Here is an 18,756-nt window from a genome sequence, read left to right as displayed (position 1 = left end):
TATAACAAATGATTGAATGGATTATTCGCCGCTCGGTGGCCAACCGTTTTCTGGTGATGATGGGGGCGCTGTTCCTTAGTATTTGGGGGACATGGACCATCATCAACACCCCCGTGGATGCGCTGCCGGATCTCTCTGATGTACAGGTGATTATCAAAACCAGCTATCCGGGACAGGCGCCGCAAATTGTTGAGAATCAGGTCACTTATCCTCTGACCACCACCATGCTGTCGGTGCCCGGCGCGAAAACGGTGCGCGGCTTCTCGCAGTTTGGCGACTCTTATGTGTATGTCATTTTTGAAGACGGCACCGACCCTTACTGGGCTCGCTCCCGCGTACTGGAATATCTCAACCAGGTGCAGGGGAAATTACCGGCAGGCGTCAGTGCGGAAATGGGGCCGGATGCCACCGGCGTCGGCTGGATCTTCGAATATGCGCTGGTAGATCGCAGTGGAAAACACGATCTGGCCGAACTGCGTTCTCTGCAGGACTGGTTTTTAAAGTATGAGTTGAAAACGATTCCCAACGTGGCGGAAGTGGCATCGGTAGGCGGTGTGGTTAAAGAGTACCAGGTTGTTATCGATCCGATGAAGCTGACGCAATACGGCATCAACCTGTCTGAAGTGAAATCGGCGCTGGATGCCTCTAACCAGGAGGCGGGTGGTTCATCTGTGGAGATGGCGGAAGCGGAATACATGGTGCGTGCCAGCGGGTATCTGCAAACCCTCGATGACTTCAACAATATTGTGCTGAAATCCGGGGCTGATGGTGTACCGGTGTACCTGCGCGATGTTGCCCGCGTGCAAATTGGACCAGAAATGCGCCGTGGTATCGCCGAATTGAATGGCGAAGGCGAAGTGGCGGGCGGCGTTGTGATTCTGCGCTCGGGTAAAAATGCGCGTGAGGTCATCTCCGCCGTTAAGGCCAAACTCGAGACGCTGAAAAGCAGTTTGCCGGAAGGCGTTGAGATAGTTACAACATACGATCGCAGTCAGCTAATCGACCGCGCGATTGATAACCTGAGCTACAAGCTGCTGGAAGAGTTTATCGTCGTGGCGCTGGTGTGTGCGCTGTTCCTGTGGCATATCCGCTCGGCGCTGGTGGCGATTATTTCCCTGCCGTTGGGGTTGTGTATTGCGTTTATCGTGATGCATTTCCAGGGGCTGAACGCCAACATTATGTCGCTTGGAGGAATCGCCATTGCGGTGGGGGCGATGGTCGACGCCGCGATTGTGATGATTGAGAACGCGCATAAGCGGCTGGAAGAGTGGGAGCATCAGCATCCGGGTGAAAAGCTGGATAACGCCACGCGCTGGCAGGTGATCACCAACGCCTCGGTGGAAGTGGGACCGGCGCTATTCATCAGTTTGCTGATTATTACCCTGTCATTTATCCCTATTTTTACCCTTGAGGGACAGGAAGGGCGACTGTTTGGCCCGCTGGCGTTCACCAAAACCTATGCCATGGCTGGCGCGGCGTTGCTGGCGATTGTGGTGATCCCGATCCTGATGGGATTCTGGATCCGGGGCAAGATCCCTGCGGAAAGCAGCAACCCGCTTAACCGTTTCCTGATCCGCATTTACCATCCACTGTTGTTGAAGGTGCTGCACTGGCCAAAAACTACCCTGCTGGTGGCGGTGCTGTCGATCCTGACGGTTATTTGGCCACTGAATAAAGTTGGCGGCGAATTTTTACCGCAGATCAACGAAGGTGATCTGCTGTATATGCCGTCGACCCTGCCGGGGATCTCGGCGGCGCAGGCGGCGGATATGCTGCAAAAAACCGACAAGCTGATCATGACCGTCCCGGAAGTGGCACGCGTGTTTGGTAAAACCGGTAAAGCCGAAACCGCCACCGATTCCGCGCCGCTAGAAATGGTTGAAACAACCATCCAGTTGAAACCGCAGGATCAGTGGCGTCCGGGAATGACGATGGACAAAATCATCGAGGAACTGGATAAAACGGTCCGGCTGCCGGGGCTGGCAAATCTGTGGGTGCCGCCGATTCGTAATCGCATTGACATGTTGTCTACCGGGATCAAAAGCCCAATCGGGATTAAAGTGTCGGGCACCGTGCTGGCGGATATTGACGCCACGGCGGAGCAAATCGAAGAGGTGGCCAGAACCGTACCAGGCGTCGCCTCTGCGCTGGCAGAACGTCTGGAAGGTGGCCGCTATCTCAGTGTCGATATTCAGCGTGAAAAGGCCGCGCGTTATGGCATGACGGTAGGTGATGTGCAGCTGTTCATTACCTCGGCGGTGGGGGGAGCGATGGTCGGTGAAACGGTTGAAGGGATTGCCCGCTATCCGATAAATCTTCGCTATCCACAAAGCTACCGCGATAGCCCGGAAGCGTTACGTCAGTTGCCGCTCCTGACACCAATGAAGCAGCAGATCACGCTGGCTGATGTGGCGGATGTGAAGGTTATTTCTGGTCCGTCGATGCTGAAAACCGAGAATGCGCGGCCGACCAGTTGGATCTACATCGATGCCCGCGATCGCGACATGGTCTCGGTAGTAAACGATTTAAAAAAAGCGATTGCTGAAAATGTTCAGCTCAAACCCGGGACCAGCGTAGCATTTTCGGGCCAATTTGAACTGCTTGAGCGCGCCAGTCATAAGCTCAAACTGATGGTGCCGATGACGTTGATGATCATTTTTGTGTTGCTGTATCTGGCGTTTCGTCGTTTTGGTGAAGCGCTGCTGATTATTACCAGCGTGCCGTTCGCACTGGTGGGCGGGATTTGGTTCCTCTACTGGATGGGATTCCACATGTCGGTAGCGACCGGGACCGGATTTATTGCGCTGGCAGGCGTTGCCGCTGAGTTCGGTGTGGTCATGTTGATGTATCTGCGCCACGCCATCGAGGCGGAGCCTGCGCTGGAAAATCCGCAGACCTTTACGGTCGCTAAGCTGGATGAGGCGTTATACCACGGGGCGGTGCTGCGTGTGCGTCCCAAGGCGATGACCGTGGCGGTGATTATTGCCGGCCTGCTGCCGATCTTATGGGGAACCGGGGCTGGGTCGGAAGTGATGAGTCGGATAGCCGCCCCGATGATTGGCGGCATGATAACCGCGCCGCTGCTGTCGCTGTTTATCATTCCTGCGGCCTATAAATTGATGTGGCTGCAACGGCATCGACAGAAGTAAAGCCCGGGTAGCGTTGCGCCTGATAACTCCGCAAGGCGTAGCGCTACTTTTCCAGCTCCTTGACCCGTTTTCTGTACTCGCCCGGCGTGCAGCCATATTCGCGCAGAAAGATTTTGTGAAACGACGATTCGCTGGCATAGCCAACCGACTCGGCAATCACGATTAAAGGCCGTGAATCGCGAGACAGCATCTGGGCGGCGAATTGCAAACGTAGCGTGGTTAAGACGGCGAGCGGCGTGGAGTTTGAGACTTCACGGAACAGCTGCGCGAAGCTGGCCCGCGACATATGCGCACGCTGCGCCAGCTCTTCGACGGTCCACGGATGAGCGGGCGACTCGAGCATCAGATTAACGATAGCTCCCAGTCTGGGATGCAGCAGCAGATTCAGCATGTTTTTGCCCGGTGCGGCCTGTGCCAGCCATTCGCGAACGGCGAGAGTAAACAGCGTGGCGCATTGCTGGCTGCATACCACCTCAGAACCCGGCAGCGTACTCATCGATTCCTGTTGCAGCAGTCCAATCATGGCTTTCAGCCACTGACCTACGGGGCTATTTTCCTCCGGCTGCAACAACAATACTTCCGGCAGCGCGGTTAAAAAATAGCGTGAAGATGCCTGCAGTCGCAGTCTCCCGCAGACAATATGCGTTTGTTCATTGCCTGACTGGCAGAGTCGATGTGCGGAGTTTTGCGGCAGGATAACTATCGAACCAGGACGTAACGTAGAAGATGTTCCGTCAGGCATATCCAGCTGAACCGCGCCCTGAGTCACCGTATGCCAGCGGATAACGGACAGTTCTCCCGCCGCATGCGGCAACTGCCAGTCTTTGCCTAGTGGGCAGTTTTGATCAATGGAACCCTGCGGGTCGTTAAGCATCAGTAATCGGCTAAGCGCGTCCATAAAGACTCCTGAACAGTTTTATACATTGAACTAAACATCGCTATTATCGCTATAATTCTATATTAAATTAATATCATCAAGTTGTTAGTTTGAGTTACTGTTTTCATCATCACAGGATTTGTTCAGTCATATTTAGACGATTGGACAAAAACAAGCGCGTTATGGATACGCTGTTCATCTTCGTCACTCCTTATACTTAGGTTTAACAAATGAACAGTGACTTTGCGGAGAGACAGCATGAATCAGTATCAGGCGATCATTATTGGATTTGGCAAAGCGGGTAAGACGCTGGCGGCTACCCTTGCAAAAGCAGGTTGGCGGGTGGCGATTATCGAGCAGTCGAACACGATGTACGGTGGAACATGCATTAATATCGGCTGCATTCCAACTAAAACCCTGGTACACGATGCTGAGCTTCAGCATGACTTTGCCACGGCGATGCAGCGTAAGGCCTCGGTGGTCAGTTTTCTGCGCGATAAAAACTTCCATAACCTTGCCGATCTGGACAACGTGGAGGTGATTGAAGGGCGCGCTGAGTTTATCGACAACCATACCGTGCGGGTGATGCAGCCTACCGGGATGCTCGAGCTTCGCGGGGAGAAGATCTTTATTAATACCGGCGCGCAGGCAACGATGCCGAACATTGAAGGATTATCCAGCACGCCGGGCGTGTTCGACAGCACCGGGTTACTGAATCTGACGCAGCGACCACAGCGGTTGGGGATTTTGGGTGGTGGTTACATTGGCGTCGAATTTGCCTCGATGTTTGCCAACTTTGGCAGCAAGGTCACTATCTTTGAAGCCGCGCCGCTATTTTTACCGCGTGAAGACAGGGATGTTGCAGAGGCTATTGCCCAAATTTTACGTGATAAAGGTGTTGAGCTAATCCTTAACGCCAATGTGCGCTCGGTATCATCCCTGGACGGCGCGGTGCAGGTACAAATGCCGGAAGAGACACATTCAGTGGACGCGCTGTTGGTCGCATCAGGCCGCAAACCGGCGACTGAAAAACTGCAGCTGCAAAATGCCGGCGTGGACGTCAACGAGCGTGGTGGGATTATTGTGAATAAATATCTGCGCACCTCGGCAGATAATATCTGGGCCATGGGGGATGTCACCGGTGGTTTGCAATTTACCTACATCTCTCTGGATGATTTCCGCATTGTGCGTGACGGCCTGTTGGGAGAAGGGGGGCGCAATACCGACGATCGTCAGAATGTGCCGTATTCCGTCTTTATGACGCCGCCGCTTTCCCGCGTGGGGATCACGGAACAACAGGCTCGGGCCAGCGGGATGGCGGTGCAGGTAGTGACGTTACCCGTTGCGGCGATCCCACGAGCACGGGTGATGGATGATACGCGTGGTATGCTGAAGGCGGTGGTTGATGCAAATACTCAGCAGATATTAGGCGTGTCACTGCTGTGTGTGGACTCTCATGAGATGATTAATATTATTAAAACCGTAATGGATGCCGGATTACCGTATAGCATATTACGTGACCAAATATTTACGCACCCTAGCATGAGTGAATCATTAAACGACCTTTTCTCATTAGTTAAATAATAATAGTTGTGTCTGCATTTTTGCCCCACACGTGTGGGGCTTTTTTATATGTGCAACACAGTGCCTAAATAATACGTATCGACAGTTATTCTGGCGTTATTGATGGCATGAAATAACGTTGGTTGCATTATTCTGTTGCGACTGAAATCACTCGTTAATGGAAATAGATATGAATATTTTTAAAACAGCGTTATTGATGACTTCTCTACTGACTGCACCCGTGACATTTTCTGCTTTGGCACAGCAACCCATCGAGGTTGCCCGCGTTAGCATATCGGCGATCGCAGCTGCACCTTCTGGGGTTGAAGATGCGATTGCGAAACTGGCGCAGGAAAAACAGGCTTCATCGTGGAAAATTACCTCAATGAGAATGGATGGAAGCACTTACGCTACGGCGATTTTGTACAAGTGAGGAGTGTTGCAATGGAAAAATATCTTCGCCTGCTGGGGCAGGGGGATCGCATTGGATTAACATTGATTCGTCTGAGTATCGCGATTGTTTTTATCTGGATTGGTTTATTAAAATTTGTACCTTACGAGGCTGATAGTATTACGCCATTTGTCGCTAACAGTCCGGTAATGTCATTCTTTTATGAGCATCCCGAAGAATACAAACAGCATTTGACGCACGAAGGTGAATTTAAACCGCAGGAGCGAGAATGGCAAACTGCCAATAATACTTATAGTTTCTCGAATGGACTTGGCGTCGTTGAGATTATTATCGCACTGCTGGTGTTAGCGAATCCTGTTAACCGCTGGTTAGGATTAATGGGCGGCCTGTTGGCATTTGCAACACCGATTGTCACCCTGTCTTTTTTAATTACTACTCCCGAAGCATGGGTTATGCCGCTGGGCGATCTCCACCATGGATTTCCGTATTTATCGGGGGCTGGGCGGCTGGTACTAAAAGATACGCTAATGCTGGCGGGAGCGGTAATGATTATTGCTGATTCAGCTCGGACAATCCTTAAGCAGCAGTACTAATTTTCTCACGTTGTACCCTCTGTAAGACAGTATGCCACTATAGTTTAATACGGTAATTACCGAGGCCAGCAGATGCTGGCTTTTTTTTTGCCTTAAGCTAAATACTTGTTATCTCCAAAATCCCTCTTTATTTGTCTTTTTATTCCTTTTTGTTATGCTTGATGCGCAACTTCGTATGGTTTTAGGCATTACTTCAGCTAGAATTAATTCACATCGAACGTTTTTACATATCAATAAAACATTAAAGATAGTTAAAAACTTAAATTTGCATCAACTGTATGACATGGAATCCACTATGGTAATTAAGCACCAGGGGTGGATGCTGATCTCGCGTTTTTGTCTACCAACAAGACCGGGACATATCTTAAATATGGAAATAAGGATTTTAGAATGAGCTTTGGATTAGCAAAGGACAACAAGTTTGAAATCATCGCGATCCTGCGTGAAGAGCTGCACAAGAAGACGAAACTGGAAGTCTTATGTGGTGACAGTAGCGTTATCACGCAGTTAGAAAAGATCGATTTCGAACGCTTTGTGCTCCCCCCGCACAAAGACATCGTTCCTGAAAAGGTCCAATACTTTATCCTGCACAGCGATAGCGGGATTGTTAAGTTTAGCGCCAGATACGAGCCATCATCAGACGCGGAGGCAGGGTTGTCCTACCATATCCCGGATATGATTTTCTTTGCTCAACAGCGGCAAAATCAGCGCTTCTCCTTCTTGAAAGGCTACGATTTTTTCTGCACGGGTCGTTACAAAAACGGCGAAAACTACTCCCTTAAGATCAAGAATATTTCTCAGGGTGGCTGTGCGTTAATTGTGAAGGATGTGAATGCGCGATTCCTTTATAAAGATGCGATTATAAAAGGTGCCTCGCTGGATTTTGATGTGTTCGGTAGTTTAGTTCTTGATTTAAAAGTGATTGATGTCGTCATGATTAATGAGTTTGATGAAGATAATCAGCTGTACTCCTGCTACCAGATATCATGTGGGTTTGATTTTAAGAACCGTCGTGAAGAGGCAGAAGTAGAGAAAATAATCATCAAATTTTTAATGAGCAATAAGATTAGAAGTTTATAAGGAACGGTGAACAGGATGTTGATGTGCGGTACTGATAATTTTGTAGGTAATGGTATGTTCGCCTATCTGACAAGCAAACATGTGCCGATCAAAACATTCCCGTTTGATGACATGTTGAATCAATCATCCTTGTGCCAACATCAAACAATGGTTTTTAATATCATTAACAACGAACAGCCGTGTTCTGCAATAGTGCAGTTTTTGAATAAAAACCGATTTAAATTTTATAATAACGTTATCGTCATTGTTGCTGACAGTTTGGTAGCGAAATTATGTGTTGAGTTATTATATGTTGAAAAAACCATTGTCCTGACGGAAAAATCATCACTGCGTGATTTTGGGCAATTAGCAACGTTGGCAGTCGGGAAATGGAATCCCCGGCTGTACCGTTCGCAGAAAAGGTTAACGGAAAGAGAACAGCAGATCCTGAGCCTATTGGTAAGCGGTTATACAGCTAAAGAAATTTCTGAATTAGTGGGCCTAAATTATAAAACGATTCAAGCGCATAAAATGCGGGTGGTCACAAAACTGGGACTGGCTAATACCTCTGATTTGAATAAATTAATTATTAGATTTACCCATAGTTTGTCTTTTTTGCCCTGATCTGAACATGTTTTTCTGATGTAGAACACGTAAAAGTAGATACAACTTTGGAGTGATATAGACTGGTTTTTGTTGAGGTGATGGGAGAGGCGGAGTGTTAGATTCCAGTGATGTACTAACTGCGCTTGAAAAAGCATTGAATACCAGTCAACTTTATATGGTTTATCAACCCATCTTTAATTTACATACCCACACCATTAGTGGGTTTGAAGCATTGATGCGCTGGAATAGCCCACAGATGGGCATGATCTCTCCTGATATTTTCATTACGTTACTGGAAAATAGCGGCAATATATTTTCAATAGAAGAGATGGTGAGCAATCCTCCGTGGGGATTTGCCGCAACCTGGCCGGACCCCCTTTCACTCTCCATCAATATTTCCGCACTCGAATTCTGCGATCCACAGCTCCCACAACGTGTCAGACAAAATCTCGCCACCAGCGGACTTCCAGCCCATCGATGCCAAATAGAGGTGACAGAAACGTCGCCACTGTGCGACAGCCAGATAGCCGCTAAAAATATGACAGAACTGAAGGCGATAGGGGTGAAGTTAGCGCTTGATGATTTTGGTACCGGGCATGCTAATCTTAATTACCTGTTAAGGTATCCATTCGATACCTTAAAAATTGATAAAGAATTTGTTGCGGGCATTGAACCCGATACTCGCTCGGCGAAGATCGTTGAGGGCATTATTTCATTAGCGCACAATTTTGGCATTGAAGTGCTGGCTGAAGGGGTGGAAACCCAGACCCAGTTAGAACGTTTGAAGCTGATTGGCTGCGATAAAATTCAGGGTTTTTTAATCTCTCCTCCGGTGATGGCCGAAGACATTCCCGCATTGTTAACGCACTACAACCGTTAATCAAGATATCCCTACGCGACAATTGTTTTGCCGGATGACTCCGGGCTACAAACTCATACGCAAAAAAAAGCCCCCTGCTAAGCAGGGGGCTGGTTCCGTTCACGTCAGATTAAAACGATTTCTTAAAGCCAATGGACGCATTAACTGGCGCTTCAACTTGCGACTTATTGCTGCCGTTGCTGAATTGCGTACCCAGTTCACCATAGACCTGCAGGTTTCTGTCGATAGACCATGACAGACCGGCTGCCACTTCGGTGCTGGAGTACTGTTGTGACGATTCCAGCGTGGTGGTGGCGACCGCATTGCTAAAGTGCGTTTTGTCTTTTGAACCCAGACCCTGCCAGACGTTGACCCTGCCGTAAGGCTGGAATTTGCCATGGTTGGTATCATAGTCCGCAACCAGACGCACGCCCAGACGCGCGGTAAACGAATCCGCGGTATCCAGATTCACCTTCGTTTTCGTTTCGCCATCCAGCGTACTGTTATCGAAATCGCTGTACTGGTAGATTAGCTGGGCCTGTGGTTCAAGACTCCAGGCGCTGGCTCCTAAACGGAATGCTTTACCGATTTCCGTCGAGGCGGTTAGCGTATTGCCTTTCACCGTGTACGAGCCGTTATTACCGGATGCTGACAGACGGGATTTATGGTTACCGTACTGCAGGACGTTATCAACATACATGCCGTCACCCGAGAACCAGGTGGCATAACCGCCGACGTAGAATGCGTTGTCGTCAATGTTTCCGCCCTTACCGTTGCTCCCCGTTTTCGAACCTTGAACGTTACTGTCGATGTCGAGCACGCTGGTATACACCCCGGCTTTCCAGCTTTCATTGGCATACATATCGACGCCGACCTGGATGCCTGTGGTATGTGAACTGGTTTGCGTACCCGTTGCATCATCCAGCTTGGTTTTGCCGGAGTAACCAATCATTCTGGCCCATGCGCGGTTGTCTTCATCAATACCCGGTTTAACCTCATCCCCCATACGCTGGTGCATGTTGCCCAACAGGCTGATGTCGCCTTGACGAACAACGCTGGCGAGACCGGAGTAGATCATGGTTTCCGGACGGTATTCGCTTCTCAGATACCAGTTTTCACCCTGGCCTTGCGCGTTCCCTGCCTGCAACTGGTACTCAAAGGCACCTGCAGCCATGCGCGCGGTGGCAAGATGGAAGGCATCCCGTGAGGTTTGCGCCGTGGTCGTTGCACCATTGAGCGCCGTAACCACTTCAATACCGTCGCCGACCGTCGGGGCACCCAGACCTGAACCGTCAACATCCAGCAGGGTACTTCCGCTGGCCTGACCGCCATCGATAATCAGTCGGTCGGCAATACCTGCGCCGCTACCATTCTGGATAGCCGCCATGTTGATGGTGCCTTTTTCGCCGGTGTAATCCCCTTTGACGGTTAAGGTTGTGCCAATTTGCTGGCCGATGAGCGACACGTCGCCACCGTTGTCGAGTCCCGCTACCGTCTGGTCATAACCCTGTGTATTCAGCGTCGTGTTTGTTGCAACATAGTGATGTGATGCTGAGCTCAGCGTATCGTTATTACCGGCCTCGAGGACACCGTTGGCAACTAACGTTGCGCCGCTGTAGGTATTGGAACCTTGCAGAACGGTGGTGCCGCTACCCGTTTGATACAGTTGACCTTCACCGCTGATATTACTGGTTAATTCCAGCGTGTCGGCACGATCGATATTGAGAATACCGTTATCAACGATATCACCCTGTACGCTGCCGATATTGCCGCCGTTGCCCAGTTGTAATACGCCCTGGTTAATCGTCGTACCACCGGTGTAAGTATTATCCAGCGTCAGTGTCAGTATGCCTTTACCGGTTTTGGTCAATTGACCATTACCTTCGACTTCCGTCAGCAGGGAAACATCATACCCGTTAGTGTCGAATGTCCCGCCGCCTGATTCCAGAGTGACCTGACGCGCGGTATCAAATGCGTCGCCATATTTCAGCGTACCACCGTTGAAAGTGATCCCGGTATCTGCTGCCCCGAGGTTGGTATCGCCTGCCACTTGTAACGTACCTGACGTAATCGTGGTCCCACCGCTGTAGGTGTTGTCACCGGTGAGGATCAGTGTGCCGAGGTCGCCTTTATTCAAACCACCGGTGCCGCGGATCACGCTGTCGATAGTGGCAGTGTAGTTGATGCCGTCTACGGTACCATCGCCGACGCGAATCAGCGTATTGGCCGTATTGGTAGTGATGGCCTCACCGCCGACGTGATAACCATCGGTGGCGAACTGCGCGCCGCTGATGATGACATCGCCTTTGCTGTTATCGACGGTTACGTTGCCTGCTTCACCCTGGAAGACGGCGAACGCGGCATCGGTAAACGGTGCGTTCAACGCGCCTTCTGGCGTTGATTCATCCGTGGTCCAGTTGTCGTTCCCCTGGCTGGATTGCCAGATACCGTCGCCGCCGTTGATGACGCCGTTGTTTTTCAGTTCGCCATTTTCACCGCCGGTGCCGTCCCAGAAGCGCAGCGTCAGTCCGGCATGGTTGACCAGGTTAACCTGGTTTTTAACCGAGGTTTGCACGTACAGGCTGTCGGCGGCTTCCGGCGCGTTGGCAATATCCATCACGTTGTTGGTTAATGTGCCGGTGTAGTTGATGACGCGATAAACGCCAACGTCAAAGCTACCGCCCGGTGAGGTTTCAATATTGAGTTTACCGTCGAGCGTCAGGTCGCCATTCACATCAATCAGGTCATTGAAGGCACCGCCTGGGGTATAAGCTTGACCGAACTGGTAGTCCAGTTGTGCGTTATCGCTCAGCGTCAGAGAACCGGTGGTCAGTTTGCCCACGCTGTTGATGGCAGCACCGGCGGTAATATGACCGTCGTCAAGAACATCAACCGCGCCGCCGATAATGCCGTTGCCGCCGAGCGTAGCCCCGGATTTCACCGTGACCTGGCCGGTAGCGGCGGACTGATTACCGTTCACCAGCAGTACACCTTCGTCGACATCCGTGGAGCCGGTATAGGTGTTGTCGCCTTCCAACGTCAACGTGCCGGTGCCGATTTTCACCAGGCTGCCATCATTGCCGCTGATGACACCGCTGATGGTGTCATCAAAGTTCAGGTTACCCAGAGACAAGGATTTATTACCCAGCTCAACGTTACCTGCGCCAGACAGTGAACCAATGGATGTTGCGCTGTTCACCGCGCTGATGTCGACCATCCCGCCAGCCTGGTTTTTGACAACGGCGTTTTCTGCCATTGCCAGGTCAGCAAAGGTCATCAATCCGCTGTTGGTAACATCGGCATTACCGCCGCTGGCATTGTCTTCCAGCGCCAGCGTGCTGTCTTTCCCGACGTTAACCGTTGCGTCACCTGCTGTGGAATCCTGAGTTAACACCGCTTTCGCTGTACCGGTGAGATTCAGTTTGGCGCTGGCGGCAGTCACGGTATCTGCCAGCGTTAACAGGCTGTCGGTAATGTTCATGGTGAGCGATTGCAGGCTGGTATCAGCCCCGCTAACGTTAACTGTCGCACCTTTATTAACGGTAACGGTGCTGCTCGCATTGCTACCAAAGGCGCCGGTTTTGCTGACATTGACCGTCACATTGTTGGCATTGCCGGTGCCGGCAATTTCTGTTTCACCTTTGTAGCTGTTGGCGCGGTCGAGCGTTAAGGTACTGCCCGCATCGCTTGAGCTGCTGGTGACTTTCAGTTTGCCGTCACCGGTGATATCGCCGGTTGGTGTGAAGTGATGTGAGTTCAGGTCGAACACTTCTGCATCGGCATTTGCGCCCAGCGTGATGGTGCGATCGGTGCTTAAATCAGCACCCAGCTGCAAGGTCGAGGCGTTGTTAATCTCCAGACCCGTGCCGCTTTGACCGAGGTTTTTGTCAGAAGAAATTTGCAGCGTACCGCCATCAATTCGGGTGCCACCACGATACTCATTATCACCGCTCAGGATCAGACGACCGAGGTCTGTTTTCACCAGCGTCAGCTTATCGCTCGTACTGGCTTCACGGATGATGGATTCGATGGTGGCGGTATAGTTTTGCCCCGCGCCACCGGCCCCTACGCGCAGCAGCAGTTCACCGGTACCCGGTGTTTGACCTGCATGCGTCGCATTTTCTGTGGTGGCATATGCGTTGAGTGCGTCACCTTTAACGACATAGCCATCGGCGTCAAACTGCGCCCCGGAGAAGTTGACTTCACCCACCGCATTATCGACGGTCACAGTACCGGCGTTGCCAGTAAAGACGGCGAACGATTTCTGTGCCCACGGCGCGTTGCCGTCGCCGGTTGCCGTCGTCCAGTTGTTATCGCCCTGGCTGCCAATCGCCATCCATTTACCATCGCCGCCATCAATATTGCTGTCACCTTCAATACCCGTTGCGCCGTGGCTCTGGCTCACGGTCGCACCGTCCCAGAATTGCAGGGTGACACCATTGGCGTTGACCAGGTTAACCTGCTTATCGATGGAGGTCTGAACAAAAATGTTGCTCTTATCCTGACTGTCCGGGATCGTGCCCAGATCCAGCCCCTGGTTATCCAGCGTGCCGCCGTAGTTATAAATACGGTATACGCCCGGCCCGAAATTGCCGCCCTGTGAGGTGGTGACATCCAGCGTACCGTCGAGTTGCAGATCGCCCGCGACGTTAACCAGGTCGTTCTGCTTGCCGCCTGGCGTATAGGCCTGACCCAGCTCGAAGGCAGAGGTCGTTTTGCTGCCGAGCTGCAAACTGCCGTTAATGGATAACGTACCTGCACCACCGTCGCCGGCGCTGATTGTCGAGGCATCGTTCATCAGAACGTGACCGCCGATCACGCCGTTACCACCCAGTGTGGCAGCGTTGCTGACAGTGGTGATACCCGTTGCCGCGCTCTGGTTCCCATTGACCAACAGTGCGCCGCTCGTGACGGTAGTATCACCTGTATAGGTATTGTTCCCGCCCAGACGCGTGGTCCCGCCGCCGATTTGCTGTAATGCGCCGATACCGGAAATAATGCCGTTGAGCAGTACGTTATTGGCGCGATTAATGGTGAGTACGCCGTTATCGATAATATTCGACACCGCACTGACTTCACCGGTATCTCCGCCCGAACCTAGCTGCAGCGTGCCGCTTTGATCAATGGTAGTGGATCCGGTATAGGTGTTGTTGGCGGTGAAGACAGTCGTGCCGCCCGCTGCACGTTCAAATTTCCCGCTGCCGCTGATGGTGCCGTTATAGATTTGAGCCTGATTATTGTCGCCTGTTGTATCAAAGATGACTTTGCTGGCTGCGTTGTTAGTGGTGATGTTGTAATCGCCAATGGTGGCGGCATTGCTGCTGGACTCACCATGGTCGCCAGTACGCAGTGTTGCACCGTTGTCGACAGCGATGGTTTTGCTTGCCAGCGTCAGGCGATCAACGATGCGCATATCGGCCTGGGAGCCTGAAAGTGTGAGTGAATCCCAGCCTGCACCAATGTTGGTGCCAGTGCTGAGGTTATCGCTACTCAGGCTGCCGATTTTGGCACCCGTGCCATGCGTATCTGTAAAGGTGAGGGCGTTACCCGCGCCTGCTGCGGTGATGATATGGCGGGTATTGCTCAGATCTACATTACCAATATTGGCTTTATTGTTTCCGCTGGTTCCCGCGAAATTCATTTCGCCAGCAAAGGTACCCTTCGACCAGTTCACGATATCTGTGCCGGCACCCGTGTTGATGACGCCGACCGTTTCGATGCCGTTGATATTGATGGTGTCATTGCCGTCACCGGACTGAATGGCCACGGCAGTGTCGCTGGCGGCACGGATCGTTCCGGTATTGGTAATGGTTTTATTGCTCGCACCGCTGGCATCAATTACCGGTCCATTGATGCTGTTAGAGATGATTTTCCCGTTGTTAGTCAGCGATTTAACATTTGTCGCGATAACGGCTGAATCACCCGTGCTGTCCTGCACGGTAATATCGGCGCTGGTAGTGACATTACCGTCAGTATTGGCACGGATCCCGCTGCCTGTCGCATTACCCGCCGCGTTATGCACAAGCACGGTATAGCCGGTACCAATATTCAGATCGCCATTCACGGCGCTACCGTCGCGTTGCTCAAAAGCGAAACCGGTTCCGTTGCCTGTCACATTCAACGTATTGTTTGCGCCATCTTTTACATTCAGCGCAACGCTGGTACGGATACCTGAGCCGTCGTTGGCATTGATAGTGACATCATTAAGCGTAATGTTGGTGCTATTGGCGTCGTTCTGGATCCCTGCACCATTACCTAATGCGCTGATGCTAACCCCTCTGGCCTTCAGTGAACCGGCACCCGAATCGAGGCGAATACCGTCGGCAGTGCCATTGGTGATGATGGAATCACCGGCTGTGGCGGTAATGTCCAGATCGGCGCCGTTTGTCAGCAGAACGCCTGCTGTACCATCGTCGACCTTGATTTTCCCCAGCCTTTTGATCTGTGCATCGGAGCCAGAGGCGCGTACGCCAATACCGTTACTGACATGCAAATCGCTGGATGAATTATTGGTTAAACGTCCGCCCTGTTGCACATCGACACCGATGCTGTTGACACTGTCGAGATCTATAAGCGCTTTTGCATCGAGAATAATATTCCCCAGATTTTTCGCTACATACGCGATAACCTTGTTCCCGTTGGCATCAGAGGTAATGCTGGCGTCAGAGATAAGGGTCGTTTCGACAGGGTTACCCAGGGTGGAGCCGTTTAAATTATGCGCCTGGCCGTCAACAATCCCGGCGGTGGTCTCTTCACCGGTCAAATGGATGGTGGTTTTATCGCTGATATTACCGCTTGCGCCGCCTTCAATCACAATGGCAGATGCGCCTTTACCCCCGACGTTGAAGGTCGCTTCACCTGTTTGAACGACGGTATTATTCCCGGTACCCAGCACACCCACAGAGTTATCACCGCTGAGTGTCAGTTTAAGATCAGAAGCCGTGCCGGTTATCGGATCGTTGCTGTTACCGGCAAATTTAGCGCCCTCAGCAATACGGAAGATAGTGGTATTGGTCTGTCCATTATCATTCATCTCCGTCTTACCAATATTGGCAACTGCATTGGCACCGTATAAGAAATAACCTATCTGGTTGGTGCTGTTAAATACAGGGCTGCTGTCGTTATTGATATTCGCGGTTGCACTGCCGCGAACGTGTACCCCAATGTCCCCGGTACCGTTCAGCGTAATACCGGAAGAGATATCAGCAACAGCTTGCTTGCCAGAGGAGCCTTCGACCCAAATGGCATAGTTACGTTCGTTGGTTCCACCTTCACCATCCACCGTAATTTGACCGGCCTGGCTGGTGGTGACTTTGGCATCTGTGCTGTCTGCACGAACATGAATACCGATATTATTCTTGCCGTTAACATCAATCTGGCCGTCATTACGGATAGTCTGACCGGCATTTGCACCGCTGTTATGCACCGACATCCCGTAGTTTTGCAGCCCAGAGGTCTTACCATTAACCGAAATCACGCCGGAGTTGATGACATCTCCGGTCGCGCCAGCAACCAGTATGCCTGCTGCGTTACGTACGCCAGTACCCAGAGTAATATTCCCTGCGTTAGTCACAGCCCCTGTACCGCGCGCATGGATACCGGCGCTGAGGTTGGAGCCGCCAGTCAATTCGACATCCTGGGCGGGGTTGGAACCATCACGGCCAAGATAAATCGTGGCGTCAGCACTGTTCGTGAAAGTGGCATTATCAGCCACTTCAACGCCGTAGGCTGTACCTTTCCCGAAAGAAGCACCGTCGGAATTACCGTCTACCACATTGATTGTTTTGTTGTTAACCCCGGTAGAGTCCCCCGATAACTGCATCCCGATGGCCAGAGTAATTGGCTTTGTTACCGTGGTGTCGGTATCCCATGGGTTGGCCGCTGAGGCGGTACCATAGTTACCCGTTGTGATAGCCTGGTTAATGGTGCCATCGTTAGTTACGGTACTGGTTCCTTTGCCTTGCATACCGATAGCACCATAGCTATTCAGAGCCTGTCGCCCATCTTTATCGATGAACAAGCCGGAGTTGATGGTACCGGTGTTGGTGGCCGTGGCGTTTTCCGCCAGCATACCAATCGCCAGGCTGTGGCCTGTGGAAGTACGCAGTGCGTTGAGAGAACCCTGGTTCGTAATGACGGCGCCATCTGTGCCTTTCATCACACCATTAATGCTGCCGTCTACCGCCAGCACAGAGTCTTTTGTCACGGTGCCGGTTGCGCCCGCGCCATGCGCGTAAACGGCATGCAGCTCGGTATTACCGATCGTGGCGTTATTGGTATGGCTTTGGCCATCCTTCCAGACCTGGTATTTCCAGTCAACCGAGCCGGTTACCGTATCAGATTGCAAAACACTGCTAATCAGCTTCGCATACCAGTCTTCGACGTCCTTGAGTGACATGGTGGCGCGATTGGCGTCCAGCATCAGTTGCAGCTGGCTTACCTTTTTCCCTTGTGCATTTAAGACCGTTGTATCACTTTCGCCCAGCAGCCAGTCATTAAGGTCGCCAAGCTCTTCGGTATTGGTGATATCGAACTCCTGGGTACCGGTTTTCACCGCATTACCGTTGCTATCGTATCCGTAGGTATCGATAGTCAACACTTTGCCGAACTGGTCCATTGTCTGAGAACCGTTAAAGGTTTCGTTCGGGACGACGGGGGCGGCACCAAAGGCGATGTAGTTGTCGGAAATCCAGTTAACCTGGCTACCTGTACCGCTGGCTTCAAGCAAAGAGCTGTTTTTGGCAAGAAGCTTGATGGTATTTTCAGCATCGCGGGCATTCTTCTGATCGTTGCCAATGTTCAGATTGGCCGTCGAACCGTTGCTGGCCTGCGCAATGCCAAAGTTGTTATAGATTTTAGACAGGGTAGCGTCATAGGTGTTTAACGTTATGCCATCTAACGGGGTTTCGGTCAGATAGTGAACCAGTTCATCGGTGTTGTAGACCTGCATATCTGCCGGGGTTTGTAATGCAGGGTCAATGACGGTGATTTTGTCATCTTGCGAAGGCGTCGTCGTTGGCTGGTTGTAAAAATACTTTGCCAGTTCTTCAACGGTTGTAATCGGGGTGGTAACGCCCCCAATGGTCGCCGTGAGGGTGATTTTTTGTTGTTGTAGCAACTGCTCAATAGTCGCCGACTCAACAATGCCGGTTTGGCCTTGCTCTATCTTCGGCAATGCGCCAGTGACGTTTAACACCGCACCGTTAGTGGTGTTCTGGTAGAGGAAGCCATCATTGTGAACGTCGTCATTTGTACCAGGTTGAATGACAATATTATTATAATCGACAGAAATATCATGATCGCCGATGTCATCCGCCGCCACGAGTGGCGATGCGCTGATTAATGCTGTTGCTGTTAATACGGCAACAGTTTTACGTGAACTGCTTTTTTTCTTCCCTTTTGTTAATTCGGAAACGACAACCCAGGTACCGAGTGCCGCGTTCCAAATAATGCTGTAAACCTTATTCATATATAACCCTCGTCTACATTCCTGTTATGTACGTGTTAATACGTTGAGTTGTTGGCTATGGTTGGCACGCGGATGTGCTACCCGGTATGTCGATTTTGAAAAATAGAGTTTCCTTCCGTGCGATGCGGAATTAAAAAATGAGCTGAAAGGAAAGCTTTTAAATAATAAC

At 51.3% G+C, this 18,756-nt stretch carries 9 protein-coding genes; 7 read left to right on the top strand and 2 right to left on the bottom strand.

The genetic code is table 11. From position 1 onward, the window contains the following. Positions 1 to 8 precede the first annotated feature (8 nt). On the top strand, positions 9 to 3,149 hold the full coding sequence (locus E4Z61_RS10795; RefSeq protein ID WP_135322762.1) for a CusA/CzcA family heavy metal efflux RND transporter: 3,141 nt from the start codon (positions 9 to 11) through the stop codon (positions 3,147 to 3,149). Between the two features lie 43 nt (positions 3,150 to 3,192). On the opposite strand, the gene rclR is transcribed toward E4Z61_RS10795, so the two are convergent. Continuing rightward, positions 3,193 to 4,047 carry a reactive chlorine-specific transcriptional regulator RclR gene (gene rclR, locus E4Z61_RS10790; RefSeq protein ID WP_135322761.1) on the bottom strand — a complete coding sequence of 285 codons (855 nt, stop codon included), beginning with the start codon at positions 4,045 to 4,047 and terminating at the stop codon, positions 3,193 to 3,195. A 237-nt stretch (positions 4,048 to 4,284) separates the two neighbouring features. Between rclR and rclA the strand changes: the two genes are divergently transcribed. The 6 genes from rclA to E4Z61_RS10760 all read left to right on the top strand — a co-directional run bounded on the left by rclA (position 4,285) and on the right by E4Z61_RS10760 (position 9,139). Further along, positions 4,285 to 5,610 (top strand): reactive chlorine resistance oxidoreductase RclA, encoded by a 1,326-nt coding sequence (gene rclA / locus E4Z61_RS10785; RefSeq protein ID WP_135322760.1) that lies wholly within the window; start codon positions 4,285 to 4,287, stop codon positions 5,608 to 5,610. A 175-nt stretch (positions 5,611 to 5,785) separates the two neighbouring features. Further along, complete coding sequence (gene rclB / locus E4Z61_RS10780; protein WP_420808714.1) at positions 5,786 to 6,022, top strand: reactive chlorine resistance periplasmic protein RclB; 237 nt, start codon at positions 5,786 to 5,788, stop codon at positions 6,020 to 6,022. Between the two features lie 11 nt (positions 6,023 to 6,033). Next, a complete protein-coding gene (rclC, locus tag E4Z61_RS10775) occupies positions 6,034 to 6,594 on the top strand; it encodes a reactive chlorine resistance membrane protein RclC (RefSeq protein ID WP_135322758.1) in 561 nt (186 codons plus the stop codon). A 390-nt stretch (positions 6,595 to 6,984) separates the two neighbouring features. Then, positions 6,985 to 7,674 carry a PilZ domain-containing protein gene (locus E4Z61_RS10770; protein WP_135322757.1) on the top strand — a complete coding sequence of 230 codons (690 nt, stop codon included), beginning with the start codon at positions 6,985 to 6,987 and terminating at the stop codon, positions 7,672 to 7,674. A 21-nt stretch (positions 7,675 to 7,695) separates the two neighbouring features. Further along, positions 7,696 to 8,277, top strand: a complete 582-nt coding sequence (locus E4Z61_RS10765) for a helix-turn-helix transcriptional regulator (RefSeq protein WP_205746890.1) — start codon at positions 7,696 to 7,698, stop codon at positions 8,275 to 8,277. Between the two features lie 94 nt (positions 8,278 to 8,371). Then, a complete protein-coding gene (locus E4Z61_RS10760; protein ID WP_135322756.1) occupies positions 8,372 to 9,139 on the top strand; it encodes a putative bifunctional diguanylate cyclase/phosphodiesterase in 768 nt (255 codons plus the stop codon). Between the two features lie 109 nt (positions 9,140 to 9,248). Here E4Z61_RS10760 and E4Z61_RS10755 read toward each other — a convergent pair whose 3' ends face one another. After that, complete coding sequence (locus tag E4Z61_RS10755) at positions 9,249 to 18,587, bottom strand: autotransporter outer membrane beta-barrel domain-containing protein (RefSeq protein WP_135322755.1); 9,339 nt, start codon at positions 18,585 to 18,587, stop codon at positions 9,249 to 9,251. Positions 18,588 to 18,756: the final 169 nt, after the last annotated feature.

The organism is Citrobacter tructae, from assembly GCF_004684345.1.
In the GTDB taxonomy this organism is placed as follows: Bacteria; Pseudomonadota; Gammaproteobacteria; order Enterobacterales; family Enterobacteriaceae; genus Citrobacter; species Citrobacter tructae.
The sequence above is the reverse complement of the archived record's forward strand: the minus strand, read 5'-3'. Positions and strand labels throughout refer to the sequence as shown.

Coding starts and splice junctions, on each gene's coding strand:
- E4Z61_RS10795 (WP_135322762.1), top strand. CDS start 9: ATGATTGAATGGATTATTCGCCGCTCGGTGGCCAACCGTTTTCTGGTG.
- rclR (WP_135322761.1), bottom strand. CDS start 4,047: ATGGACGCGCTTAGCCGATTACTGATGCTTAACGACCCGCAGGGTTCC.
- rclA (WP_135322760.1), top strand. CDS start 4,285: ATGAATCAGTATCAGGCGATCATTATTGGATTTGGCAAAGCGGGTAAG.
- rclC (WP_135322758.1), top strand. CDS start 6,034: ATGGAAAAATATCTTCGCCTGCTGGGGCAGGGGGATCGCATTGGATTA.
- E4Z61_RS10770 (WP_135322757.1), top strand. CDS start 6,985: ATGAGCTTTGGATTAGCAAAGGACAACAAGTTTGAAATCATCGCGATC.
- E4Z61_RS10765 (WP_205746890.1), top strand. CDS start 7,696: ATGTGCGGTACTGATAATTTTGTAGGTAATGGTATGTTCGCCTATCTG.
- E4Z61_RS10755 (WP_135322755.1), bottom strand. CDS start 18,587: ATGAATAAGGTTTACAGCATTATTTGGAACGCGGCACTCGGTACCTGG.